Source organism: Arthrobacter sp. SDR-2R, assembly GCF_057747955.1.
The window spans coordinates 109,177-130,085 of sequence record NZ_CM173231.1 but is presented as its reverse complement, the minus strand read 5'-3'; the positions used below and the strand labels follow the sequence as shown (position 1 = coordinate 130,085).

The window sequence follows — 20,909 nt, the reverse complement described above, 5'->3', positions numbered from 1 at the left end:
GGCCATGGGGACTACTCCAGCAGTGGCTGCCGGGCGGGGCGGCAGCTCCGCCCTTCCGCCGGGCAGTGACGGCCCGGAAGACCTGCCCGAGGCCCTGACCCCCGAAGAACTGGCTGCGCAGTGGGAGGAGGAAAAGCCTCCTGCTGCAGGCCCGCTCGCCAACGCGGCCTCATCCCTGGTGGTGCTCGCCGTCGGAACCGCCGCCCTGGCGCTGTCAGTTTCCATGGGCCTTGGCACTCCGGAGAAGCCCGAACCGGGGCTGTGGCCCTTCCTGACCAGCTGCGTGATGGTGGCCCTGGCCATCTTCCAGCTGGTGTGGGGCCGGCACAACCGGGACGCGGAGAAGTTCACCCGGATGTCCTTCGCGCCCCTCACTGGCCTGGCCACGCTGGCCGCCATGGTGGCGCTGATGCCGTTGATCGGGTTCGAGATTCCCGCCCTCATCCTGTGCATCATCTGGATGAAGTTCCTGGGCAGCGAGACCTGGCGTTCCACCCTCGTGATCAGTGCCATCGTCGTCGCGTCCTTCTACGGGATCTTCGTGCTGGCGCTGGGCACTTCCATCCCCCACCTCTTCTAGGAGACCGCCGTGGATTTCCTCAATCCTGTGATCAACGGTTTTTCCGTCGTCCTGGAACCAATGAACCTTCTCTACTGCCTGATTGGCGTGGTGATCGGCATGCTGATCGGCGTGCTGCCCGGGCTGGGCCCGGCCGCCACCATCGCCATCCTGCTTCCGCTGACCTACAGCGTGGAGCCGGTCACCGCCATCATCATGCTCGCCGGCATCTTCTACGGCGCCCAGTACGGTGGCACCATCACGTCCGTCCTGCTCCGGCTTCCCGGTGAGGCATCCTCCGTGGTCACCGTCTTCGACGGGTACCAGATGGCCAGGCAGGGCAAGGCCGGCACGGCCCTGGGCCTGGCGGCCATTGGGTCCTTCATCGGCGGAACCGCCTCGATTATCGGCCTGACCTTCCTGGCTCCCGTGGTGGCGGGCTTCGCGCTCGACTTCGGACCCGCGGAGTACTCCGCGCTGGCGCTGCTGGGCATCCTGCTGGTGGCAACCATCAGCGGAGGCGCCAAGGCCAAGGCACTCATCGCGGCCGCCGTCGGCCTCCTGCTCGCTACCGTCGGCCGCGATATCTTTACCGGCGAAAGCCGCTTCACCTTCGGCAGCCTGCAGCTCGCGGACGGGATCGACTTCGTGCCCATCGCCATGGGCCTCTTCGGACTGGGCGAGATCCTCTACAACCTCGAGGAGCGGCACCGGGCTGCCAAGGCGCCGTCGAAGGTCTCGAATGTCTGGCCCTCCAGGTCCGACCTCAAGCAGGCATCGGGAGCCATTACCCGCGGCTCGGTCCTGGGCTTCTTCCTGGGCATTCTGCCCGGCGGCGGCGCCACCATCGCTTCCATGGCCTCGTATGCCATGGAGAAGAAACGGGCCAAGCAGCCGGAGCGGTTCGGCAAGGGCGCACCGGAAGGCGTGGCCGGCCCGGAAACCGCGAACAACGCGGCGGCAACGTCGTCGTTCATCCCGCTGCTGACCCTTGGCATCCCCGCCAACGCCACCATGGCGCTGATGTTCGGCGCGCTGCTGATCCAGGGTGTGACGCCTGGCCCGCAGCTGGTGGAACAGAACCCGGAGCTCTTCTGGGGCGTGGTCAACTCCATGTACATCGGCAACATCCTGCTGCTGATCATGAGCCTGCCCCTGGTGGGGATCTTCGTCCGCATCCTCCGCGTCCGGGCAGCCATCCTGGCGCCGGTCACCGCCCTGATCACCCTGCTGGGGGCCTACACCATCAACAACAGCATGTTCGACGTGACCCTGGTGGTGTTCTTCGGCGTGGTGGGCTACCTGATGAAGAAGTTCGGCTTCGAGCCCGGTCCGCTGGTTCTGGCCTTCGTCCTCGGCGAGCTGCTGGAAAGCTCACTGCGCCGCTCCCTGCTGGTCTTCGGCGGCGACGCCACCGGCTTCTTCACCCGCCCCATCTCGGCAACACTGCTGGTGGTCTTCGTGCTGGTGGCCGTGCTGCCGGGCCTCCGCAGCATGCTGGCCAAGCGCAAGGGCTCGACGGCGGCAGTCGCCTCCGCCACGGACAGCACCAACAACATCAAGGAGAAGGTATGAGCATCATCGTTGGGTTCGTCCCCACGCCTGCCGGCGAGGCAGCCCTCGCCGCCGGGATCGCCGAAGCGCGGCTCCGGCAAAAGGACCTGTACATCGTGAACTCCGCCCGCCATGGGGCGCTGGTGGACAAGTCCGTGGCCCCGGAGGACGTCCTGGCCCAGGCCGCGAAAAAGGCGGCCGACGCCGGAGTCAATGCCACCGTCATCCAGCCGCCGTACGAGCACGACCTGGCGGACGAGTTCCTGGACGTGGCCAGGGAAGTTGATGCTTCGCTGATCGTGATCGGCCTCCGCCACCGCACCCAGGTGGGCAAGTTCATCCTCGGCAGCCACGCCCAGCAGATCCTGATGCAGGCGGACCGGCCGGTGCTGGCCGTGAAGGCAGGGGTGCGTTCTTAATGGGTCGGGGCTTCACGCCAGCGCGGCGTCGCTGACCAGGGCACTAAGGATGGGCAGCTGGCCCTTCACGAGCTTGAGCCGCGCCTCCTGCTCGGGGAACCAGCGGGCGTCGTCGATTTCGGGGTAATGCTGGATCCTGCCGGACCCCTTGGGCCATTCCAGCGGAAACGTGTTGCTGCTGATCACGGCCGGGGCGAAGTCGGCCTGGGCCGCGAAGACCGTGATGAGCTTTCCGGACGGTTGCCGGAAATCGCCCAGAAGCCGGTACTCGGCGTCCGGGGCCGCGGTGCCCATTTCCTCGGCGAACTCGCGCAGCGCGGCAGCGCGTGGGTCTTCGCCCTCGCTGTATTCGCCTTTCGGAATCGACCAGGCATGCGCGTCCTTGCGGGCCCAGAACGGGCCGCCCATGTGGGCGATCCACACCTGCAGGCCCTCCCGGGCGCCGGCGGGCATGGCCGGGTCCTGCCGGTACAGCAGGATGCCGGCGCTTCGAATGGGCATTGATCCTCCAAGAAAGCCGCTGGGAACAGGAAAGGAAGTTGCCGTCCGCCGTTAACGTGGAGTTCACGGCCCTGCTTTAGGTTATTCCTTCAGGCACTCTGCCAGGCACTCTGGTCGAAAGGGACGGGACCACTCATGGCCAACATTGCCGAGGTTTTGGGGCGGCTTACGCCCGAAGAAGTCGATGAACTCCGCAGCCTTGGGCCGCAGGGCCACCTGCCGCGGCATCTGGTGGATGCCCTGGACCGTGCCGCCGGGGGAGCCGGATCGGGCCGCGGCTATTACGTGGTGAACGGCAACGTGAGCGCCACCGGCGGCCCCCTCCTCGTGCTGCGCAGCGACGTTTCCAGCTGGCTGGCCGGCACGGGTTCCTGACCCACGTCGCCTGCCGACGGCGCGGTTCCTCCCGAGGGGCAGCACGGGAGCTCCCTGCGATGGGGGGTCAGGATTCCGGCAGGATGAATGTTGCCCTGGTACCCCGGCCGGGTTCACTCTCCAGGCTGATTGATCCGCCGTGGCCCTCAACAATGGTCTTGCTCACCGGCAGGCCCAGTCCGGCGCCGGGAATGGCGGTTTCACGCGACCGGGCCGAACGGAAGAACTTGCTGAAGGCCTGTTCCTGCTCCTCCACGGTCATCCCCAAGCCGGTGTCCGTGATGGAGCAGGCCAGGCCCTCCCGGGTCCGGAAGGCCCGGGCGGTGATCAGGCCGCCGTTGGGGGAGTACTTGATGGCGTTCGAAAGCAGGTTCCGGATCACCTGGCCGATCCGTGCCGGATCCATCCTGGCATGAAGCGGCTGCTCCACATCGAGCACCAGCTGCAGTCCGTTGCCGGCAGCCTTGGGCGAAGCTGCGTCCACCTCCCGGGCCACCAGCCGGGCAAGGTCCGCCTGCTCCAGCGCGAGGTCCACGCGTTCCGAGGCGACCGCAATGAGGTCGTTGACGAGTCCCAGCAGGTGTTCGGCATTCCGGCGCACCACCAGGAGCTCGTCGCGGATGTCCTCATGCCCGGGTTCGTCCAGGACCAGTTCCAGGTAGCCGAGGATGGATGTCAGGGGGGTCCGCAGCTCGTGCGAAACCGTGGCAACGAAGTTGTCCTTGGCCGCCAGCGCACCGATCAGGCTGGTGACGTCCACAAACGTGATGACGGCGCCGCCTTCCTGCCCGCCCGCCGGAGGAAACCCGTGCGAGCTCACGGAATAGGCGCGCTGCCGGTCCGCCGGGCCGGCCCAGTACAGCTCGTCAATGAAGGCTTCTCCCGCTGCGGCGCGGGCAGCGGGAAGCAGGTTTGCCGGCACTGGAGTGGAGCGGTCGGCGGACATCAGGGGTGCCTGGCCCCCTGCCGGGCTGATGACGCCGGCAAGGGCAGGGTCCGCGTGCATTGCCCTGTTTGCCAGCACCGTGTTCCCTTTGGCGTCCACCACCCAAACGCCCACGCCAACCGCCCTGAGCACTGCGTCGAGCAGGGCCTGCCGGCGGACGCTTTCACCGAGTGTTCGGCCCAGGTGCAGTTCGTTTTCCATGAGCTTGATCCGCTGGCGCCGGATGGTTGTGGCCATCACATGCGCGGTCACCGCTATGACTGACAGGACCAGGGGAAGGATCAGGGTCCTGATCATCGATCCCCCCAGCACCGGGGAGCCCTGGACAACAGACGGAACCACGGTACTGAGGACTGCCCCGGCCATGGCCAGGACAGGCATGTACGGCCGGTCGTGGACGGAGAGCCAGATGACGGGGAACACGAGCATGATGCTGAGGACGTTGAAGGGCGGGCCTCCCGCCTCACGGGTGAACCCGATGGCCAGGCAGTCGAGCAGCGGGATGACGGCGAACGCACCTGCAGGGAGCCGGCCCCAGGGTGTTGCAAAGCACGCCGCGGCAATTGCCAGATGGAAGAGCAGCGCCGCCACGAACAGGTTGTCGTCGAACGTCTTCGGGCTGAAGATTGCCGTGGCGATCACCACGAGTGCAACCGTGGCCGTGACCGGCAGCTGGCTTGCGGCCACGCGCTTCCGGATGCTCAGGCCTTCGAGCAGTCCGTCAATCCGGTCCGACACAACCGGCTGCACAGGCGCCATGCGTACGCGGCCCGCACGGTCGGCGGTGCCCTGCTGTTCCTTGATTGCCATGCTTCCCCCAGCGCAGAAACCAAAAGCCTCCGTCTGCAAGAAGGTTTTGCACCAACAGTACCCGCCGAAAGCCCTGCAGAAACCAGGGCAGGGCGTTCCGTGGGCGCCGGCAATCTCCTGCCGCTACCCGATCAGGAGGCTGAGCGCTTCCGTGAGGTGTTCCACTTCCCGGACCGAAAACCCTGCAGGCACAGGGCCCGGGCCGGTGTGGCTGGCCGGAACCACGGCGTGGGTGAATCCCAGCCGGTGTGCCTCCTGGATGCGCTGGTTGATGCCCGGTACTGGCCGGACTTCACCTGCCAGCCCCACCTCGCCGAAGGCGATCAGCCGGACAGGCAGGGGCTTGCGGGCCTTGGCTGACGCCACGGCGAGGGCCACCGCAAGGTCCGTTGCCGGTTCGCTGAGCTTCACCCCGCCCACGGTGGCAACGTACGAATCGTCCTTGTGCAGCTGGGTCCCTGCGCGCTGCTGCAGCACGGCCAGGAGCATGGAAACCCGGGAACTGTCCAGCCCGCTGGTGGCCCGCCGCGGCTGAGAGTTGGGGCTTTCCGCCAGCAGCGACTGCACCTCCGCCAGCAGGGGGCGGCGCCCCTCCATGGTGACGGTGATGCAGGTCCCGGAAACCGGATCCTTGGTGCGGCTGACGAACAGCCCGCTGGGATCGGCCAGGCCGTCGATGCCGTTTTCATTCAGGTCGAAGCAGCCCACGTCATCCGTCGGCCCGTACCGGTTCTTCACGGCACGGAGCAGCCGCAGCCGGGAGTGCCGCTCACCTTCGAACTGGCACACCACGTCCACCAGGTGTTCCAGCAGCCGCGGTCCGGCAATGGAACCGTCCTTCGTGACGTGGCCCACCAGCAGGGTTGTCATGTTCCGCCGCTTGGCTGCGGCAATGATGGAAGCCGCCACTTCCCGGACCTGGGACACGCCACCGGCACTGCCGTCCACGTCCGCGCTGCTGAGCGTCTGCACCGAGTCCACGATCAGCAGCCGCGGTTCGATCTTCTCCACCTGCCCCAGCGCCTGCCCAAGGTCCGTCTCCGCGGACAGGTAGAGGGATTCGGCGACGGCGTCGATCCGCTCCGCCCGCAGCTTCACCTGGGCGGCCGACTCTTCGCCGGTGACATACAGGACGTCCTGGGCTGTCCGCGCGAACTTGGCGGCAACGTCCAGCAGCAGGGTGGACTTGCCGACTCCGGGCTCACCCGCCAGCAGGATGACGGCGCCGGGAACCAGTCCGCCGCCCAGCACCCTGTCCAGTTCATCCACCCCTGTTGGGAGGAACGCCGCGGTGGTGGCGTCCACGTCCGCGATCCGCCGCGCCGGCTCCACGACTGTTGTGGCCGCGGTGGTCCGCGCCACCGCCGTGCCTGTTTCCTCAACCGTGCCCCACGCCTGGCACTCGCCGCAGCGGCCCACCCACTTCACGGTGGTCCAGCCGCATTCGGCGCATTTGTATGCGGGCGCCTTGGAGGCCCGGGAAGTCTTTGTTGCCATGCGTCCAACCCTAGTGGCGGGCACCGACATCGGGCCCACCCGCGCTGGGCCCGGGCCCATCCCGCCTACAGTGCGGGCAGTACGTCCCTGGCCTCGTCCGCGTCCATGCCCGTGGCCTCCAGCAGATCCACCATCAGTGGCCGGAACAGCATCACCACCGTTTCGCCCTCCAGCCGCTGCACCTCCAGGAGTTTGGGGTGCAGGCGAAGGGCGATTTCGCTCAGGTCGCGCCGGGCCGTACGCAGGTGGGCGCGGCGGACGCCGTCGTGCGATTCCGCAAGGCCCAGCGAAAGCTCATCAATCGCGGCAGCGGTCTCCTGCAGCACCTCCGCGATGCTGTCCGTGGCCTCGTCCGAGAGGGCGGCGTGGTTGATGGCGCTGGTGAGCCGCCGCGCAAAGACTCGGCTGTTGCGCAGGGCCAGGTCGATGAAGTCCAGCGACTGCTTGAGCCGGTCCAGTTCATCCCGGTGCCGGCGGTAGGCGGGCGCCAGCGTGGCAACTTCCCCGGAGGCCCGCAGCGACTGCCGCATGGCATCGACCAGGGGCTGGCAGTTCCTGCCGCGGATCAGCGCATGCCACGCTTGGGTAGAGTCGCTGTTGGCCAGCGCGGAGGCGCATTCCCGCAGCACTTCCGCCAGTTCGTGCAGCAGTTTCTGGACGTCGCGGCGTGGTTCCCGCCGTGGGTCCTTGGGCATGAGGATGGTCACCAGCAGGGCGCACAGGCCGCCCACCACCGCATCGATGCTCCGGGTGAACGGTCCGCCCGACGGCGCCGGAAGCAGCACCACCAGCAGCGACTGCAGGGCCAGTTGGGTGGTGAAGATGTTCCCGCTGTCAAGGAACCGCGCCAGCAGGATGGAGAAGAGAAGAACGACGGCGGCCACCCAGATTTCCCCGCCCAGCCAGTGCAGGAGCAGGTCACCAACGGCGATCCCGATGGTGCAGCCCAGGCCCACTTCCATCACGCGCCGCAGCCGCGGTTCCCGCGAAAACCCGAGCGCGATCAGCGAGGAGGTGGCGGCAAACAGCGGGCCGGAGTGGCCCAGGACGTATTCCGCGAAGGCGTAGGCGCCCACCGCGCAGACGGTCATCTGGATGGCAGGGACGAACGAGTTGCGGCTCCGGATCAGGCCGGTCCGGACGCGGCTGCGCAGGAACCGTTGGGTTGCCGAGAGTCCTGCTTCGATTGCCATGGGTTCAAGTCTATTCAGTGGCGGTGGAGCACCCGGGCAGGCCACTACGGCCGGACCTGTGATCCGCGCAATGGTGACCCGGCATTTGTCAGCCAATATCCCGCCGTCGTTAATCCTCCGTTCACTTTGAACAGCCCATCCCGTTACCTGCAGCCCATAACTTACTGAAAGGTACACACCGTACGCATCGCGCAGCAGGGTTCTCCGGCCCTGTCCCGCACCTGAATAACCCTGGAAGGGGTACATCTAAGTGAAGGCACTCCGCTTCGGCCGCCACGCGGCTATCGCTGTCATCGCAGCCGGCGCACTCGCGCTCAGCGCCTGCGGTTCAGACAATGCCACGGGCACCGCTCCTGCCGGCAGCCAGTCCGCCGGCGGCACCAAGGTCACCGGCACGCTGACCGGCATCGGCTCCTCCGCCCAGGGCGCCGCCATGGACGCCTGGAAGACCAACTTTGCCTCCGCCAACTCCGGCGCCACCGTGCAGTACTCCCCGGACGGCTCCGGAGCAGGCCGCAAAGCCATCCTGGACGGCTCGGCCCAGTTCGCCGGCTCCGACGCGTACCTGAAGGATGACGAATACGCCTCCTCCAAGTCCGTCTGCGGCCCCGACGGCGCCATCAACGTCCCGGTCTACATCTCCCCGATCGCTGTGGCCTTCAACGTTCCCGGCGTCACGGACCTGAAGCTTGACGCCACCACCGTAGCCAAGATCTTCCGCGGCCAGATCACCAAGTGGAACGACCCCGCCATCGCCGCCCTGAACGCCGGCGTCTCCCTGCCCGACCTCAAGGTCACCCCGGTGAACCGCTCCGACGACTCGGGCACCACCCAGAACTTCACCGACTACCTGGCCGCCGCTGCCTCCGACGTCTGGACCGACAAGGCCGCCGGTGTCTGGCCTGCCAGCCTGCAGGGTGAGAACGCCAAGGGAACCTCCGGCGTGGTCAAGACCGTGACGGACACCCCCGGTGCCGTGACCTACGCCGACGACTCCGCCGTGAGCGGCAAGCTGGGCGTGGCCCAGATCAAGGTGGGCGAGTCCTTCACCAAGATCTCCGCCGATGCTGCCGCCAAGGCAGTGGACGCCGGCAAGCCGGTTGAAGGCCGCGCCGCCAACGACCTGTCCATCAAGCTGGACCGCAAGACCACCATCGAAGGCGCCTACCCGATCGTCCTGGTGTCCTTCCACGTCCTGTGCACCACGTACGACAAGCAGGAGACCGTGGACCTGGTCAAGGCCTTCGAGCACTACGTAGTTTCCGCTGAAGGCCAGAAGGCCGCAGCAGACTCGGCCAAGTCCGCTCCGCTGTCCTCGGACCTCGCAGCCAAGGCTGTCAAGGCGATCGACTCGATCAAGGCCAAGTCCTAGCCATCGCTGCGAACCGGGTTCCCCGCCTGCCGGAAGGCAGTGCGGGGAACTTGGCTTTGCACCCTGCATTCCCAATCCAGCAACGACTCGAAGGGCCGTCGAATGACCGCCACCCCCCTGACAAGTACCCAAGGCGCCGGACGCGCCGGGGATAAAGTCTTTTCCGGCGCCACGCTGGCAGCCGGGTGCCTGATCCTTGCCGTCCTCTTCGGCGTCGCACTGTTCCTGGTTGTCCAGGCAGTTCCCGCCCTGACCGCGCCCGCCGACAAGATCCAGGGCGGCCAGGGCTTTTTCGCCTACATCTGGCCCATCGTGATCGGCACTCTCATCGCGGCCGTCATCGCACTGGTCATCGCCACCCCCATCGCCATTGGCGTGGCGCTGTTCATCTCACACTTCGCACCGCGCCGCCTTGCCTCCGGACTGGGCTATGTGGTTGACCTGCTCGCCGCCATTCCGTCCGTGGTCTACGGTGCATGGGGTGCAGCGTTCCTGGCAAAGGAAATTTCTCCGGCGTACGTCTGGCTGGCGGCCAACATGGGCTGGCTTCCCATCTTCCAGGGTCCGGCCTCCACCACCGGCAAGACAATCCTCACCGCAGGCATCGTCCTGGCGGTCATGGTCCTGCCGATCATCACCTCGCTGTCGCGCGAGATTTTCCTGCAGACCCCCAAGCTGCATGAAGAAGCCGCGTTGGCCCTGGGCGCTACCCGCTGGGAAATGATCAAGATGGCAGTGCTGCCCTTCGGCAGGCCGGGCATCATCAGCGCCGTCATGCTGGGCCTGGGCCGCGCGCTGGGCGAAACCATGGCCGTTGCCCTGGTCCTGTCCTCCGGCGCTTTGACGGCCAGCCTGATCCAGTCCGGCAACCAAACCATCGCTGCCGAGATCGCCCTGAACTTCCCGGAAGCCAGCGGCATCAGGGTCAGCACGCTGATCGCCGCCGGCCTGGTCCTGTTCGTCATCACCCTGGCCGTGAACATGATCGCCCGCTGGGTCATCACCCGGCACAAAGAATTCTCGGGAGCCAACTAAATGACCTCCACGCTTACGCCCGTCCGCAGCAAGCGGTCGGCGCTCACCAAGGGCCAACTGCCCAAGTATGCCCCCTACGCCGTCCTGGCTGCGGCCCTGATTGTTGGCGCCGCCATCCTGGCCCTGGTCGGCTTCAATGCGTTCGGCTGGGGACTGGTCTCCGCGATCCTGTTCGCCATCGGCCTGGTGTCCTGGAGCGCAGTGGTGGAAGGGTCCCGCAAGGCCAAGGACAAGCTGGCCACCTGCCTGGTGGTGGGCTCGTTCCTGGTGGCCCTCCTGCCCCTGGTTTCGGTGATCTGGACGGTGCTGGTGAACGGCATCCCGGGTCTTATGGACCCCGGGTTCCTCACCACCTCCATGAACGGCGTCACGGGCGCCTATGACAACAAGGCCGTGGAAAGCGGCGGCCCGGTGATGGGCGGCATCTACCACGCCCTCCTGGGCACGGTGCAGATCACCTTGCTTGCCACCATGATTTCCGTTCCGGTGGGGCTGCTCACCGCCATCTACCTGGTGGAGTACGGCCACGACGGCCGCCTGGCCAGGGCCATCACGTTCTTCGTGGACGTCATGACCGGCATCCCCTCCATCGTGGCGGGCCTGTTCGCTGCCGCGTTCTTCTTCGTGGTGGTGGGCCCGGGCACCAAGACCGGTGCGGTGGCCGCCGTCGCGCTGTCGGTGCTGATGATCCCCGTGGTGGTCCGCTCCAGCGAGGAAATGCTCAAGATCGTCCCCAACGAACTCCGCGAGGCCGCCTACGCCCTGGGCGTGCGCAAGTGGCGCACCATCCTCAAGGTGGTTATTCCGACGGCGATTTCAGGCATCGCGTCCGGCGTCACCCTGGCGATTGCCCGGGTCATCGGCGAGACGGCGCCCATCCTGGTCACCGCCGGTTTTGCCACCAGCATCAACTCGAACGTCTTTGGCGGCTGGATGGCATCGCTGCCCACGTTCATCTACACCCAGATCCTCAACCCCACCTCGCCCTCCAACCCGGACCCGTCCTCGCAGCGGGCCTGGGGCGCGGCGCTGGTGCTGATCATCCTGGTGATGGTCCTGAACCTGGTGGCCCGCCTGATCGCCAGGATCTTCGCCCCCAAAGCCGGCCGGTAACCAGGCCCTCCCTTCCGCCATACCGCGGCGGATCCTAGACTTCAATCCATACCCAGTAAGTGAAGGAACTCCATGTCTAAGCGCATCGACGTCAAGGACCTGAACGTGTACTACGGCGATTTCCTTGCCGTGGAGGACGTCAGCATCAACATCGAGGCCAAGTCCGTCACCGCGTTCATTGGCCCCTCCGGCTGCGGAAAGTCCACCTTCCTCCGCACCCTGAACCGCATGCACGAGGTCATCCCCGGCGCGCGCGTCGAGGGTGAGGTCCTGCTGGACGGCGACAACCTCTACGGCCCCGGCGTGGACCCCGTCACCGTGCGCTCCCAGATCGGCATGGTCTTCCAGCGCCCCAACCCGTTCCCCACCATGTCCATCCGCGACAATGTGCTGGCCGGCGTCAAGCTGAACAACAAGAAGATCTCCAAGGGTGAGGCCGACGTCCTGGTGGAGCGCTCGCTCAAGGGCGCCAACCTCTGGAACGAGGTCAAGGACCGGCTGGAGAAGCCCGGTTCCGGCCTTTCGGGCGGCCAGCAGCAGCGGCTCTGCATTGCCCGCGCCATCGCCGTGGAGCCGCAGGTGATCCTCATGGACGAGCCGTGCTCCGCCCTGGACCCCATTTCCACGCTGGCCATTGAGGACCTCATCAATGAGCTCAAGGACCAGTACACGGTGGTGATCGTTACCCACAACATGCAGCAGGCCGCGCGGGTTTCCGACCGGACGGCGTTCTTCAACATCGCGGGCACCGGCAAGCCGGGCAAGCTGATCGAATACGGCGACACCCACACGATCTTCAGCAACCCCGTCCAGAAGGCTACTGAGGACTACGTGTCCGGCCGCTTCGGATAGGGCACTCCAGCGTTGGCGATCTACTGGCCGGTTTAGTACGCTCATCTAGATACTTTTGAATCTAGTAGTAAGTCAGCTAAAGGAGTTTCGCCATGACGCAGACGGCCAGCAACGCCCTGGGCCCACAGCTTACGGTGTCCGTCCCCGGGCCGGGCGCACCGGCCCGGGATGCCGTGCTGCCCGTGGAGGGCTTTGCCGCAGCCGCCGGCCTGGCAGGACCCCTTGCCGCCGGCCCCCTGGCCCCTGAGCTTCAACCACACCTCGGGCTGGCTGCGGCCGGCCTTGAGGAAGAGGGCGATGTCCTGTCGGAGGTGTGGCGCACCAGCTCCCACCTCGAAAGCATGCAGTGGGAACTGGACAACGCCCTGCAGTCCCTGCACCAGGCGGTCCGCAACGCTTCCGCGGCCGGAGTGGCACACCACGAACTCTGCACCGCGGCGAACCTGACCGCCGAGGAGCTCGCGGCCGTCCTGATGGCCGAAACCGATGGCCCGGCCGCCATCCAGCTCTGACCGGCGCCCGCCCGGGCCCGGGCGGGCTTATTCCGGAACTTCCAGCTGGAATCCGCAATGGCAGCGCAGGACCCGGGTGGGCAGGGACACCGCGTTGAGGCCACTGCCCGTGTTGCTGCTGCGATAGCAGAGCCGCTCAACCTCGTGTTCCGCTTCCTCCATGGGGCAGCCGCAGTGGATGTACTCGTCCCCGAAGAGGATCACTTTCGCCATCCAGCGGACCTGGTTCAGGGCGGCCGCCACGTAGGCAGCGAAGGCACTGTGTTCCTGGAACAGGTTGCAGTCGTTGCAGGTGTAGGAAACCGTGACAAGGTCCCCGCCGGCGGCGCCGATGGACGTGATGGCATGAATGGTCAGCTGGTGCCCGGTTCCGCAGGCCTCGCACTGAAGTTGCCGTGGCTGTGGCAGGGGGCGCCGGAAATACGGGGAAGACATGACGCCTGCTCTTTTCCGCTGTGTGCATCCAAGCCGCCGTGTTGCTGCAGCGGTTGCCCGTCCGCGGCCCTGCACGCGGCCCGGACGCCGGTCCCCGCACCTTTGGCCCGGGGCGCTTTTTTCGAATCTACGTCACGGGGGTGCCCCTGTACAGGGGAGCTCCACCCTCCGCTGCCAGGGCCCACCGGGGGTGGATTCGACAGGGGTGGGCTAGGCAGAAACGGGGGACAGGGCCAGGGCCAGCACGAAGGCCAGGGCGCAGGTGGCCAGGGGCGTCAGGGCCCAGAGCCACAGGATCCTGATCACCAGCTTCCGGTTCGTTACCGAAAAATTCTGGTTCTCCCCGGCGCCCAGGGCCCCGGCGGTGACGGTATGGGTGGTGGAGAGCGGCCAGTGGAGCCCGATGGCGCCCACAAAGAGCATCAGTGCGCTGAAGGTCTGGGCCACCGATCCGCGCAGGGGGTCGATCCTGGTGAGTTTGTAGCCGATGGTGTGCGAGATCCGCCAACCTCCGAAGAGCGTCCCGGCGGTCATCATTACTGCGGAGAGTCCTGCCACCCACACGGGGATCCCGCCGTCGGAATAGCCTGCCGCCAGGAGGGCCAGCAGCAGTACCGCGCTGACGCGCTGGCCGTCCTGCAGGCCGTGGCCAAAGGCCACCGCGCCGGCCGCAACGGCCTGGCCCCTGCGAAAGCGTTGGTTCACCACATTGGGCTGCGTGTACCGGGCCACCCACGTGGCCGGATACACCAGCAGGAAGGAACCGCTGTAGGCCACAAGCGGGGACAGCACCAGGGGCAGCACCACTTGGAACAGCAGCGACTGGTCCACCCCGGCAACCCCCGGGCCGCCGATGGCAAGGCTGGCAAGGCCTGCGCCGGCAAGACCACCAACAAGGGCGTGGGTGGAGGACGCGGGGATGCCCCGCCGCCACATCAGCAGCCCCCAGGCGCAGGCGCTGGCCAGGCCGGCCACCAGGATGGTGAGCCCGTCGGCCCCGGCGGGAAGATGGATCCAGGTCTGGCTGGCGGCGACGGCAAGCAGGGCGCTCACCAGGGCGCCGACAAAGTTGAAGAACGCGGCAAGGAGCACGCCCACGCTGGGGGTGAGGGCCCGGTTCCGGACGGCAAGGGCCACTGAGGTGGACGCATCGCGGAAGCCGTTGAGGAAGGCAAACGCCGCCGCCAGCAGGACCACCGCCGCGAAGATGACTGCCGCCACCTCAGGATTCCTTGACGATGATGCTGCCTACCTGGGTGGCCACCCGCCGCATGTCCTTGGTGACCTCCACCAGCTGGTTGGCGATGTCCCGGTTGCGCGAGTACTGCGCCCATTTCATGTCCGCGATCATGTCCGCCACCCAAACCCGGTGGGTCCGCTCGGCACGCTTGGCCAGGCGCAGGATCTCGATCCAGTAGTCCTCAAGGTCATCCAGGTTGTTGAGCCTGCACATGGCGTCGACCGTCAGCTCGGCCTGCCGGCTGATGATCTCCAGCTGGTCCGCGGCGCGCTTGGGCAGGCGGTCCAGCTTGTACAGCGCCACCAGTTCCGCGGCGGCATCCATTTTCTCCATGGCCTCGTTGAGGTACCGGGAGAGGGCGTACATGTCCTCGCGGGGGAGCGGGTTCACGAAGCTGGTGCGCATGTGGGTCAGCAGGGCGAAATGCAGTTCGGCGGACTTGGCCTCGAGGTTGTGCATGTCCTCCACGAGGTTGCCGTGCTCGTCCGCGGGTACGCCAAGGATTTCGGCCAGGGTGGCGGTGGCCAGCACGATCTGTTGTGCCATCTGCGAGAGCAGGTTCAGCCCTGCGGGCTCCTGGGGGAAAAGGCGCAGCTTCACGTGTTTACCGGTCTCCGGGGACTTATCAAGGCGGGGGTCGCTGCCGTGTGACTTGACTCCGGCGCGCAACTGTCGCCTACTCTACCGGCCCGAAAGAGCACCTCTGAATTGTCCACCCGGAAGAGGGCAGAAAAATGGTGCCGAACCGGATACGCCTCTCGGCGGTAGGCCGCTCTAGGCGGCTAATTGTTGAAGCCCGGGGGTTTCGCGGCTCGGCACCGGTTTCAGTCTTCTACTTCACCCGGCCCAAGTCAATCTTGACAGCGGCGCCCTTGTTCGTCCCGAAAATAAGGGCCAGAGGGTGCCGGGCAGGCTCGAGCAACCAGCCCTGTACGGCCGGTTACCCGGTCCCGGCGGCCACTCAGTCCAGTTCGCCCAGGCGCCACGCGTTGGCGGCGTGCTCCAGGTCCTCGGCGGTCTTGACCAACTGGTGGGAGTTGCGGGTCAGCTTGCTGGCGTGTGCCTCGTTGGCGTGTTCGGCGCCGTCGGCAAGGGTGGCCTGGCCCAGCGCCACCACCCGGCAGAAGGCGGCGGACCGTTCCAGCGCGACGTCGAAATCGCCGTCGAACGCGCCGGAAAGGATTGCGTCGGCCATGGTGCGCATTTCCTCCGCGCCGGGTGGTTCAGCCGCGCCGGCCACCACGTTGGAGACCTGCGCGGTGTCCCGGCCCGCGCGGAAATACACGGAGATGCGTTCCGGATCCTGGACCGTGGCAGCGCGCAGCGCGTAAAGCCGCCACAGGGCGCCGGGAAGGGAGCGGGCCGGGCTCTCGGCCCACATCTCGGCGATGGCCTCCAGGCCCTGTTCGTCGGCAAGCTTCACGAGGCGTTCGGTGACCACCGGATCATCGCTGTCCCGGCCGTGGCGGACCAGGGCCTGCGCGGCGAGGTGGGCGGCCTCCGAGACGCGGGCGGGATCGGCCCCGCCGGCGAAGGGCTCGAAATCCATCGGGGCGAAAGGCTTGGGCTTGTGGTGCCGGTTGCTGCCGCCGTAAGGACTGGTTCCTGCTTGCTCGCTCATGCCCCCACGCTACTCCTGTGCCGCGGCGGAAATCGAGCGTCTGCGGCGCCCGGCTTCACCTGCGGGAAGAGGCTTCAAAAGGGGGATGAAAGCGTCCGACGACGGCGCCTGGGCCATGTGCGAAGCCGCCGGAACCATGGGTTAGAGTATTAACGTCCAGAAATGGATTGGGCCGGATGGGCAGACACAGCGTGTTTGGCTGGCCGGCAGGGGCCTTTAGCTCAGTTGGTAGAGCATCGGACTTTTAATCCGTGGGTCGTGGGTTCGAGCCCCACAGGGCCCACCGTTTACGCAGGCCAGAGGCATCCAGCCTCTGGCCTGCCGGTGGTTTCAGGGCCGTGGCCAACTATTGCGCGGGCGTCCGCGGGCCCGGCCTGCAAGCGTTTGGGTGCCTCACGGCCGGGATGGCGATGCCGGGGGAATCTGGCTGACCAGCCCCAGGGTGTTTCCCTCGCTGTCCCGGATGAATGCCATCCACTCCTCCGTGCCGGCGGGCCCCAGCAGGCCGTCGTCGTGGCTGAAGATCACCCGCGGTTCGGCCACTATTTCCACTCCCCGGCCCTTGAGTTGCTCCACAGTGCGCTTCACATCGGGAACGCCAAGATGGAGAAGCGAACTCGGCGCGCCCTGCTCCAGCAACAGCCGTACGCCGTCGAGGTCGAAGAACAGCAACCCGGGCGGATCGAACACGGCCGTGTATCTTGCCGAAAGCAAGGCGCTGTAAAACTCCGCTGCCCGCTGCAGATCACTGGCGTGTTGAGCGACCTGAACCAAGCGCATGACCCCCGCCTTTTCCCAACCGTTCGATGCGTCCATCCTGCTCGTGTAGCACGTGTGCGGGCAAGGGATCCCACACCGCCGGGCCCTGACCGGTCCCATCCATTGCTCCGGCCCTTGGTAACCCCCGCCTCAGGCATGCACGATGGTCCCGTTGCGTGGCAGTCCGCCGGGGAACGAGAGGGGAACGCCGGAAGCCCGGGCTGGATCGGCGGAATCCATGGCCTGCACATGCAGATGCGGTTCCGTGCTGTTGCCGGAGTTGCCGCAGCGGCCCACCATCTCCCCGCACTCAACCGGCTGGCCGGGCCGGACGCGGACGCTCCCGCGCTGCAGATGGCACAGGGCGATGAACACCGCGCCGCTCCCGATAATCACGTGGTTGCCTGCAAGGCCCGGCCATCCCTCCCGCGCCCGCCTGGCCTGCGAAGCGGCGTAACGAATGGATGGAAGGCCGCGGAAGGCGGCATGGTCCGGCTCCCCGTCATGGGCGGCGAGGACAATACCGGAGGCCGGGGCTGTCACAGCCCTGCCAAACCCCACGAACTGCTCCGGCGGCTCGGGCCGGAACAGCGACGCCAGGGTGACCGGCGCAGACCGCCCGTTCCGGTCCAGCGGGGTGAAGTCGATGGCGTGGCTCGTGGCGAAAAGCCGTGTCCCGTGGCTGGGGATCCGGTTGGCGGGAGAATTCTGCACCAGCCAGGGGCCGGTGAACGGATACTCCAGGTCCGCAGGGGTCGCCGCAGGCATGGTTTGGCGGGGCTTGATGGGTCAGCTGGCGGGATCGTACTGGAAGGCGCGCACTTCCTGTGCGCAGCGGCAGGCCGCGGCGATCTTCGCGGCCCAGTGCAGTGCGGCTTCGTAGCCGGGCAGCTCCAGCACCGTGTAGCCGCCTTCGATCTGCGCCGTCTGGGGGTAAGTGCCTTCGCTCACCGTACCGTCGCCGTCGACCATCACGGGCGGAACGCGCTCGTCGATGCCGCCGCCGAACACCCAGACGCCGGCATCCTTCGCCTCCTGGACCACGGCATGCGCGGCGTCCGCTACGGCCTGCAGGCCACCATCCGGGATGTCCATGGCGCCGCTGGGAAACGAGATCAGGTATTTGGTCATTCTCACGGCTCCTTCGTTGGCAAGTCGATAAGCTTCATCCTTCCCATCGCTCCGCTGCCGCGCAAGGATTCAGGCGCGCTGTGCCGGCGCCCGGGGACGCCGCCGCGGGGGCTGCAACAGGCACAATAGGCTCATGGCAAATACCAGCAAGGGCCGGATGCCGCGCCTGGAAGACGTGGCCAAGGTGGCGGGGGTCTCCCACCAGACCGTCTCCCGGGTGGTGAACAACCATCCCAACGTCAGCAAGGCGACCCGGGAAAAGGTGGAGGCCGCCATTGCCGAACTGGGGTACCGGCGCAACACCGCGGCCCGGAGCCTGGTCACCCGGCGCTCGCAGACCATTGGCGTGCTGGCAAGCGAGCTTTCGCAGTACGGCCCGGCCAACACCCTGCTGGGGGTTGAACATGCCGCCCGCAACGCCGGTTACTTTGTCAGTATCGCGGCCCTGCGGGAAATCAGCCGGGATGCCATCTCCAACGCCGTGGGCCACTTCATGGACCAGGCCGTGGACGGAATCGCCGTGCTGGTGCCGCACTCGGACACCCTCGCAGTGCTGGAGCAGATGAATCTTCCCGTGCCCGTGGTGGCTGTGGGCTCGGCCGGCAGCGCTTCCGTCAGCGGCGCGATGGTGGACCAGCGTGCGGGCGCCAGGCTCGCCGTCGAACATCTCATCAGTGAGGGCCACCGGCAGATCGGGCACATCGCCGGGCCGCCTGACTGGACGGACGGCGCTGAGCGCGCGGAGGGGTGGCGTGCTGCCCTCCGGGATGCCGGCCTGGATGATTCCCTGCTGGTTGAGGGGGACTGGAGCGCTGGCAGCGGTTACGCGATCGGCCGCAAGCTGGCCTCCGGACTCAGGGCCACCGCCATCTTCGTTGGAAACGACCAGATGGCACTGGGCCTGCTGCGCGCGTTCACCGAGGCGGGGGTCAGGGTGCCCGACGACGTCTCCGTGGTGGGCTTCGACGACCAGCCGGAGGCGGGGTACTTCACGCCGCCGCTGACCACCGTCCGCCAGGACTTCGAGGAGCTGGGACGCCGCTGCATGGACATCATGCTGAAGGAAATCGAGTCGGGTGCCGCGGTGAGCTCCACTGTGGTCCCGCCGGAGCTGGTCCTGCGTGCCAGCACCGCCGCTCCAGCGCGCGCCTAGGCGGACGGCACCAAGTGCCAAAAAAATCTCCATGATTCTGCATCCAAATCCGGGGCTGCGCCGGTAGTAGGAGTGTCAGCAAAAAACGCCCGTCAGCCGGGCCGTTCAAGGAGATGGACATGCGCAACAAAATCTTCACCGCAGGTGCCGGTGCAGCAGCCATTGCAGCCGCAATCGCTCTGGCCGGTCCCGCCCACGCAGCAGACGGGGATGCCCAGCTGTCCGTGCTGCATGGCGTTCCCGGACTGACCGTGGACGTTTGGGTCAACGGTGACCGCACCCTGGATGACTTTGCCCCCGGAACCCTTGCAGGGCCACTGGCCCTTCCGGCCGGCACCTACGAAATCGCCATCACGGCAGCCGATGCCGCCGACGCCTCCGCGCCGGCCATTGGTCCGGTGAGCGTCACCCTTGCCGCCAACGGAAACTACACGGCCGCAGCCCACCTCGGCGCCGACGGCAAACCCACCGCCAGCCTGTTCACCAACGACGTGTCCCAAATTCCCGCCGGGAAGGGCAAACTGACGGTCCGGCACGCAGCCGCAGCCCCCGCCGTCGATGTCCTGGCAGGCGGCACCGCCGTTGTCACCAACCTGGCCAACCCGAACGAAAAGACCCTGACCCTGGATCCCGGCACCGTCCCGGCCGCGGTGGCTGCCGCAGGCACCACTGCCCCGGTAGTCGGCCCGGCCGACGTGGCGGTGGCTGAAGGTACCCACACCATCGTCTACGCCTGGGGCAGCCTGGCCGACCAGAACCTGAAGCTTGCAGTCCAGACCATCGAGGGCCTGCATTCCGCACCGGCCTCTGTGCCGGGTGCCCTTGACGGGTCCGCGGATGCCGGTGGAGCGGGCCCTGCCGTTGCCACCGCAGGGTTTGGCCTGGCAGCGCTGGCCCTCCTCGCGGGGGCGGTGGGCGCAGCCCGCGCGGTCCGCGCACGGCGGGCGGAACTGTAACCGGGCCAGACGCCCGCTGAAGGACCACACCGCAGGGGCCCGGCCGGCAACGGACGGGCCCCTGCACCGGCACCGCCAATGGCCGGCATACATGGAAGGGAGGCGGCAGGCATGATGGCAGGCACGACGCCGGCACCCGGGTACCGCCGTCGCCATCCGGCAGGCGGCGCGGCGGCAGCGATGGTGGCTGCCGCGTTGGTTTTGTCCGGCTGCGGTCCTGCCGGTCCCACTGGTTCCCCCGGTCACACTGGTTCTGCGGGTCCCACCGGTTCTGCCGGGCAGCCGGCCCCCTCCACGGTTGCCGCGGCAACCGGCTCTCACGAGCCGGCGCCCTCGCCGGGGGCGCCGGCCCCTGCCGGCTCCGCTGTACCTCCCACCGGGGCCATCCCGGTCCGGCCCGCGGCTCCAACCGCCGCGGCGGTGGTGCCGGCACCAACATCACTGACCGTGGCGGGCACTGCCATCGACATGCCGGTGGTGCCCGGGGGAGTTTCCGGCGGGGGAGCGATGGAAATCCCTGACGCCTTCGACCGGGCGGCCTGGTACAAATTCGGTCCGGCCCCGGGAGCAGCCGAGGGAACCGCCGTCATCGCCGGCCATATCGACACCACGTCCGACCGGGCACCGTTCTCGGCATTGAAGTCCCTCTCGCCGGGAATCCTCATCCGCGTGGGCCGGGATGGGGCCGCGCCGCTCGCCTACCGGGTGGTGGGAGTGGAACTGATGGCAAAGGACAAGTTCGACGGCGGCGCCCTGTTCCGCCGGTCCGGCCCGCACGAACTCAAGCTGGTCACCTGCGGCGGCCGATGGCTGGACGAGCGGATGGACTACAGCGACAATGTCATTGTCACCGCAGTTCCTGCATGAACCTGGTTT

The 20,909-nt window shown here is 67.2% G+C and carries 23 protein-coding genes and 1 tRNA gene; 13 read left to right on the top strand and 11 right to left on the bottom strand.

Annotated features, from left to right (window positions below):
* The first annotated feature begins 4 nt into the window (after positions 1 to 4).
* From AC3ANU_RS00635 to AC3ANU_RS00625, 3 genes are read left to right on the top strand one after another with little or no spacing between them, the layout of a single operon-like run.
* Positions 5 to 580: a tripartite tricarboxylate transporter TctB family protein gene (locus tag AC3ANU_RS00635; RefSeq protein ID WP_051081421.1), complete on the top strand. Its 576-nt coding sequence runs from the start codon at positions 5 to 7 to the stop codon at positions 578 to 580.
* A 9-nt stretch (positions 581 to 589) separates the two neighbouring features.
* The gene (locus AC3ANU_RS00630) at positions 590 to 2,134 is read left to right on the top strand and encodes a tripartite tricarboxylate transporter permease (RefSeq protein ID WP_377204388.1); all 1,545 of its coding nucleotides are present in this window, start codon (positions 590 to 592) and stop codon (positions 2,132 to 2,134) included.
* Positions 2,131 to 2,532, top strand: a complete 402-nt coding sequence (locus AC3ANU_RS00625) for a universal stress protein (protein ID WP_488315237.1) — start codon at positions 2,131 to 2,133, stop codon at positions 2,530 to 2,532. Before AC3ANU_RS00630 ends, AC3ANU_RS00625 begins: the two co-directional genes overlap by 4 nt.
* A 12-nt stretch (positions 2,533 to 2,544) precedes the next feature.
* Here the strand turns inward: AC3ANU_RS00625 and AC3ANU_RS00620 are convergent, their stop codons facing one another.
* Positions 2,545 to 3,033: an NUDIX hydrolase gene (locus tag AC3ANU_RS00620; RefSeq protein WP_018770935.1), complete on the bottom strand. Its 489-nt coding sequence runs from the start codon at positions 3,031 to 3,033 to the stop codon at positions 2,545 to 2,547.
* Positions 3,034 to 3,168: 135 nt separating this feature from the next.
* On the opposite strand from AC3ANU_RS00620, the gene AC3ANU_RS00615 reads away from it, so the two are divergent.
* Positions 3,169 to 3,408: a hypothetical protein gene (locus AC3ANU_RS00615; protein ID WP_018770934.1), complete on the top strand. Its 240-nt coding sequence runs from the start codon at positions 3,169 to 3,171 to the stop codon at positions 3,406 to 3,408.
* Between the two features lie 67 nt (positions 3,409 to 3,475).
* Here AC3ANU_RS00615 and AC3ANU_RS00610 read toward each other — a convergent pair whose 3' ends face one another.
* The 3 genes from AC3ANU_RS00610 to AC3ANU_RS00600 form a co-directional block, all read right to left on the bottom strand.
* Positions 3,476 to 5,164 (bottom strand): sensor histidine kinase, encoded by a 1,689-nt coding sequence (locus AC3ANU_RS00610; RefSeq protein WP_488315236.1) that lies wholly within the window; start codon positions 5,162 to 5,164, stop codon positions 3,476 to 3,478.
* Positions 5,165 to 5,287: 123 nt separating this feature from the next.
* Complete coding sequence (radA, locus tag AC3ANU_RS00605; protein ID WP_018770932.1) at positions 5,288 to 6,661, bottom strand: DNA repair protein RadA; 1,374 nt, start codon at positions 6,659 to 6,661, stop codon at positions 5,288 to 5,290.
* Between the two features lie 65 nt (positions 6,662 to 6,726).
* Positions 6,727 to 7,854, bottom strand: a complete 1,128-nt coding sequence (locus tag AC3ANU_RS00600; protein ID WP_018770931.1) for an FUSC family protein — start codon at positions 7,852 to 7,854, stop codon at positions 6,727 to 6,729.
* A gap of 250 nt (positions 7,855 to 8,104) precedes the next feature.
* Here AC3ANU_RS00600 and pstS point away from each other — a divergent pair, with 250 nt between their 5' ends.
* The 5 genes from pstS to AC3ANU_RS00575 all read left to right on the top strand — a co-directional run bounded on the left by pstS (position 8,105) and on the right by AC3ANU_RS00575 (position 12,738).
* Complete coding sequence (pstS, locus tag AC3ANU_RS00595) at positions 8,105 to 9,226, top strand: phosphate ABC transporter substrate-binding protein PstS (RefSeq protein ID WP_018770930.1); 1,122 nt, start codon at positions 8,105 to 8,107, stop codon at positions 9,224 to 9,226.
* A 102-nt stretch (positions 9,227 to 9,328) separates the two neighbouring features.
* Positions 9,329 to 10,261, top strand: a complete 933-nt coding sequence (pstC, locus tag AC3ANU_RS00590) for a phosphate ABC transporter permease subunit PstC (protein ID WP_018770929.1) — start codon at positions 9,329 to 9,331, stop codon at positions 10,259 to 10,261.
* Positions 10,262 to 11,374, top strand: coding sequence for a phosphate ABC transporter permease PstA (gene pstA, locus AC3ANU_RS00585; protein ID WP_018770928.1), 1,113 nt, complete (start codon positions 10,262 to 10,264; stop codon positions 11,372 to 11,374).
* Positions 11,375 to 11,446: 72 nt separating this feature from the next.
* Positions 11,447 to 12,226, top strand: coding sequence for a phosphate ABC transporter ATP-binding protein PstB (gene pstB, locus AC3ANU_RS00580; protein ID WP_018770927.1), 780 nt, complete (start codon positions 11,447 to 11,449; stop codon positions 12,224 to 12,226).
* 92 nt (positions 12,227 to 12,318) lie between these two features.
* Positions 12,319 to 12,738, top strand: coding sequence for a hypothetical protein (locus tag AC3ANU_RS00575; RefSeq protein WP_018770926.1), 420 nt, complete (start codon positions 12,319 to 12,321; stop codon positions 12,736 to 12,738).
* A gap of 27 nt (positions 12,739 to 12,765) precedes the next feature.
* On the opposite strand, the gene AC3ANU_RS00570 is transcribed toward AC3ANU_RS00575, so the two are convergent.
* The 4 genes from AC3ANU_RS00570 to AC3ANU_RS00555 all read right to left on the bottom strand — a co-directional run bounded on the left by AC3ANU_RS00570 (position 12,766) and on the right by AC3ANU_RS00555 (position 16,034).
* Complete coding sequence (locus AC3ANU_RS00570; RefSeq protein ID WP_488315235.1) at positions 12,766 to 13,173, bottom strand: hypothetical protein; 408 nt, start codon at positions 13,171 to 13,173, stop codon at positions 12,766 to 12,768.
* Between the two features lie 210 nt (positions 13,174 to 13,383).
* Complete coding sequence (locus AC3ANU_RS00565) at positions 13,384 to 14,394, bottom strand: inorganic phosphate transporter (protein WP_018770924.1); 1,011 nt, start codon at positions 14,392 to 14,394, stop codon at positions 13,384 to 13,386.
* A 1-nt stretch (position 14,395) separates the two neighbouring features.
* Complete coding sequence (locus tag AC3ANU_RS00560) at positions 14,396 to 15,013, bottom strand: DUF47 domain-containing protein (protein WP_018770923.1); 618 nt, start codon at positions 15,011 to 15,013, stop codon at positions 14,396 to 14,398.
* Positions 15,014 to 15,374: 361 nt separating this feature from the next.
* Complete coding sequence (locus AC3ANU_RS00555) at positions 15,375 to 16,034, bottom strand: hypothetical protein (RefSeq protein WP_018770922.1); 660 nt, start codon at positions 16,032 to 16,034, stop codon at positions 15,375 to 15,377.
* A 210-nt stretch (positions 16,035 to 16,244) separates the two neighbouring features.
* Here AC3ANU_RS00555 and AC3ANU_RS00550 point away from each other — a divergent pair.
* Positions 16,245 to 16,317: transfer RNA gene (locus tag AC3ANU_RS00550), tRNA-Lys, on the top strand.
* A gap of 110 nt (positions 16,318 to 16,427) precedes the next feature.
* Here AC3ANU_RS00550 and AC3ANU_RS00545 read toward each other — a convergent pair.
* From AC3ANU_RS00545 to AC3ANU_RS00535, 3 genes are all read right to left on the bottom strand, one after another.
* Positions 16,428 to 16,814: a VOC family protein gene (locus AC3ANU_RS00545; protein ID WP_488316003.1), complete on the bottom strand. Its 387-nt coding sequence runs from the start codon at positions 16,812 to 16,814 to the stop codon at positions 16,428 to 16,430.
* A 129-nt stretch (positions 16,815 to 16,943) separates the two neighbouring features.
* Positions 16,944 to 17,561 (bottom strand): M23 family metallopeptidase, encoded by a 618-nt coding sequence (locus AC3ANU_RS00540; protein WP_488315234.1) that lies wholly within the window; start codon positions 17,559 to 17,561, stop codon positions 16,944 to 16,946.
* A gap of 21 nt (positions 17,562 to 17,582) precedes the next feature.
* On the bottom strand, positions 17,583 to 17,924 hold the full coding sequence (locus AC3ANU_RS00535) for a YciI family protein (RefSeq protein WP_488315233.1): 342 nt from the start codon (positions 17,922 to 17,924) through the stop codon (positions 17,583 to 17,585).
* 133 nt (positions 17,925 to 18,057) lie between these two features.
* Between AC3ANU_RS00535 and AC3ANU_RS00530 the strand changes: the two genes are divergently transcribed.
* From AC3ANU_RS00530 to AC3ANU_RS00520, 3 genes are all read left to right on the top strand, one after another.
* Positions 18,058 to 19,077 carry a LacI family DNA-binding transcriptional regulator gene (locus AC3ANU_RS00530; protein ID WP_018770918.1) on the top strand — a complete coding sequence of 340 codons (1,020 nt, stop codon included), beginning with the start codon at positions 18,058 to 18,060 and terminating at the stop codon, positions 19,075 to 19,077.
* A 119-nt stretch (positions 19,078 to 19,196) separates the two neighbouring features.
* The gene (locus tag AC3ANU_RS00525) at positions 19,197 to 20,033 is read left to right on the top strand and encodes a DUF4397 domain-containing protein (protein WP_488315232.1); all 837 of its coding nucleotides are present in this window, start codon (positions 19,197 to 19,199) and stop codon (positions 20,031 to 20,033) included.
* A gap of 111 nt (positions 20,034 to 20,144) precedes the next feature.
* Positions 20,145 to 20,900, top strand: coding sequence for a class F sortase (locus AC3ANU_RS00520; RefSeq protein WP_488315231.1), 756 nt, complete (start codon positions 20,145 to 20,147; stop codon positions 20,898 to 20,900).
* Positions 20,901 to 20,909: the final 9 nt, after the last annotated feature.

Bases quoted from the DNA above. Each gene is read 5' to 3' on its own strand.
- AC3ANU_RS00545 (WP_488316003.1), bottom strand. From the start codon at position 16,814: ATGCGCTTGGTTCAGGTCGCTCAACACGCCAGTGATCTGCAGCGGGCA.
- pstB (WP_018770927.1), top strand. From the start codon at position 11,447: ATGTCTAAGCGCATCGACGTCAAGGACCTGAACGTGTACTACGGCGAT.
- AC3ANU_RS00520 (WP_488315231.1), top strand. From the start codon at position 20,145: ATGATGGCAGGCACGACGCCGGCACCCGGGTACCGCCGTCGCCATCCG.
- AC3ANU_RS00635 (WP_051081421.1), top strand. From the start codon at position 5: ATGGGGACTACTCCAGCAGTGGCTGCCGGGCGGGGCGGCAGCTCCGCC.
- AC3ANU_RS00620 (WP_018770935.1), bottom strand. From the start codon at position 3,033: ATGCCCATTCGAAGCGCCGGCATCCTGCTGTACCGGCAGGACCCGGCC.
- pstA (WP_018770928.1), top strand. From the start codon at position 10,262: ATGACCTCCACGCTTACGCCCGTCCGCAGCAAGCGGTCGGCGCTCACC.
- AC3ANU_RS00535 (WP_488315233.1), bottom strand. From the start codon at position 17,924: ATGACCAAATACCTGATCTCGTTTCCCAGCGGCGCCATGGACATCCCG.
- AC3ANU_RS00530 (WP_018770918.1), top strand. From the start codon at position 18,058: ATGGCAAATACCAGCAAGGGCCGGATGCCGCGCCTGGAAGACGTGGCC.
- AC3ANU_RS00570 (WP_488315235.1), bottom strand. From the start codon at position 13,173: ATGTCTTCCCCGTATTTCCGGCGCCCCCTGCCACAGCCACGGCAACTT.
- AC3ANU_RS00625 (WP_488315237.1), top strand. From the start codon at position 2,131: ATGAGCATCATCGTTGGGTTCGTCCCCACGCCTGCCGGCGAGGCAGCC.
- AC3ANU_RS00615 (WP_018770934.1), top strand. From the start codon at position 3,169: ATGGCCAACATTGCCGAGGTTTTGGGGCGGCTTACGCCCGAAGAAGTC.
- AC3ANU_RS00525 (WP_488315232.1), top strand. From the start codon at position 19,197: ATGCGCAACAAAATCTTCACCGCAGGTGCCGGTGCAGCAGCCATTGCA.
- pstC (WP_018770929.1), top strand. From the start codon at position 9,329: ATGACCGCCACCCCCCTGACAAGTACCCAAGGCGCCGGACGCGCCGGG.
- AC3ANU_RS00575 (WP_018770926.1), top strand. From the start codon at position 12,319: ATGACGCAGACGGCCAGCAACGCCCTGGGCCCACAGCTTACGGTGTCC.
- AC3ANU_RS00555 (WP_018770922.1), bottom strand. From the start codon at position 16,034: ATGAGCGAGCAAGCAGGAACCAGTCCTTACGGCGGCAGCAACCGGCAC.
- radA (WP_018770932.1), bottom strand. From the start codon at position 6,661: ATGGCAACAAAGACTTCCCGGGCCTCCAAGGCGCCCGCATACAAATGC.
- AC3ANU_RS00600 (WP_018770931.1), bottom strand. From the start codon at position 7,854: ATGGCAATCGAAGCAGGACTCTCGGCAACCCAACGGTTCCTGCGCAGC.
- AC3ANU_RS00540 (WP_488315234.1), bottom strand. From the start codon at position 17,561: ATGCCTGCGGCGACCCCTGCGGACCTGGAGTATCCGTTCACCGGCCCC.
- AC3ANU_RS00610 (WP_488315236.1), bottom strand. From the start codon at position 5,164: ATGGCAATCAAGGAACAGCAGGGCACCGCCGACCGTGCGGGCCGCGTA.